The organism is Frankia sp. AiPs1, assembly GCF_023716945.1.
GTDB lineage: Bacteria > Actinomycetota > Actinomycetes > Frankiales > Frankiaceae > Frankia.
In genome coordinates, this window is the sequence record NZ_JAMQQF010000886.1 from 1 (window position 1) to 1,611 (window position 1,611).

The 1,611-nt window shown below is 75.3% G+C and carries 1 protein-coding gene; it reads right to left on the minus strand.

Going from position 1 to position 1,611, the window contains the following annotated elements; translation table 11 throughout:
• Positions 1 to 1,611: AAA domain-containing protein (locus tag ND748_RS31590; RefSeq protein ID WP_251749950.1), on the minus strand; the 1,611-nt coding region annotated here is incomplete at both ends.

Genomic DNA, 1,611 nt, shown 5'->3' on the forward strand with positions numbered 1-1,611 from the left:
GCCGGGTTCGGGGCGATCCCGGCGGCGGCCAGCCGCGGCCACAGCGAGGCCAGCGCCGCCTCGGGGTCGAGCTCGAAGTCGGACTGGCGGACCCGCCAGAACCGCCACCCCGCCCGGCGCAGCTCCCGTTCGCGGTCGAACTCGCGGGCGATTTCCGCCGGTCCGGGGCCGACGTCGCCGTCGCACTCGACCGCGAGCCGCGCCCGCCCGCCCGCGACGACCAGGTCGACCCGCCGGCCGTTGACCTCCACCTGTGGCGTGACGAGGTAGCCGCGGCCGGCGAGGTGGCGGAACACCCGCTGCTCGAACAGCGAACCGAAGGCCGGATGGGGGCGGTCCGTGGCAACCTCGGTGAGCGGCGGCGCCACGCCGGGCAGCGGCGCGGCCGGGCGCGCCGCGGACAGCACGTAGCTGAGATAGCTGTGGCGCAGGTCCTGGTGGTCAAGGTCGGCCGGCGCCACCGAATGGAACAGCCAGACCTGGTCGCGCGCCCGGGAGGCCGCCACGTTGAATCGCCGCTGGTACTCCAGCCGGGTCAGCGGGACCGGACGGTCGCCCGGCGCGACGACCAGCGACAGGAACACGACGTCGCGCTCGTCGCCCTGGAAGTCGGCCGGCGTGCCCACCCGCAACCGGCGGCGCAGGTGCTCGGCGGCCGACATCCGCTCCGCGAGCTGGTCGCGGATCAGCGTGCCCTGCGCGGTGCCCTGGGTGACCACGACCCCGAAGCTGAGCCCGGTGTAACGGGGGTCCTCGGCGCAGGCCAGGACCTGCGCGACCAGCGCCTCGGCCTCGGCCGGGTTGCGCGGTCCCGTCGGGGTGGCCTTGGTGAACCCGTGCGGGACGAACCGCGCGACCAGCGGCGTCAGCCGATCCGCGCCGAACTGGCGCAGCGGCAGCAGCGGCGCGTCCCGGTAGAACATCGCCGACGACCATTCGATGATCTCGGGCATGCAGCGGAAGTGCTCCCGCAGCCGGATCACCTCGCCGAAGCGGGTCCGCAGCAGGCTGAACAGGCTGGACCGCGGGCTGAAACCGACGCGCAGCCAGGCCGGCACGTCCGGCAGCAGGGCGTCGAGTCGGTCGAGGACCGGATCGAGCTCCTGCGCCGGGTCGACCGGCGGGGTGCACTGGCGGTCGTCGCCGACGACGATCACACGGGGCGCCAGCCACAGCAGGAACAGGCTGTCCAGCCCGGCCTGGCTGCCCTCGTCGACGATGACGACGTCGAAGCTGTCGCGGACCGCGGGGATGGTCGACAGCACCTCCCGGATCGGCATCACCCACGCCGGCACCGCCGTCTGGGCGATCTCCATCGCCTCCCGGGCGGCCTGCCGGTAGCGCTCGGCGTGCCGGCCGGCCAGCGTGCCGCCGGCGGCGACGGTGTCGGCGTAGGCGCGCAGCGCGGCGGACTGCTCGGCGCCCATCCGTTCCAGGCAGTGCTTCCACGCCTTCGCTCCGGCCAGCTCCGCGGTAGCTGCGGCGAGAACGTCCTCGGCGGCGTCGAGCTGGGCGTCCAGATCGACGGGCAACGCCGCGGTCGCACCGCCGGGAGCGCCCGTCGCGCCACCGGCGGGATCGGCGGGGCCGGCAGGGCCGGCGGGGTGGGCC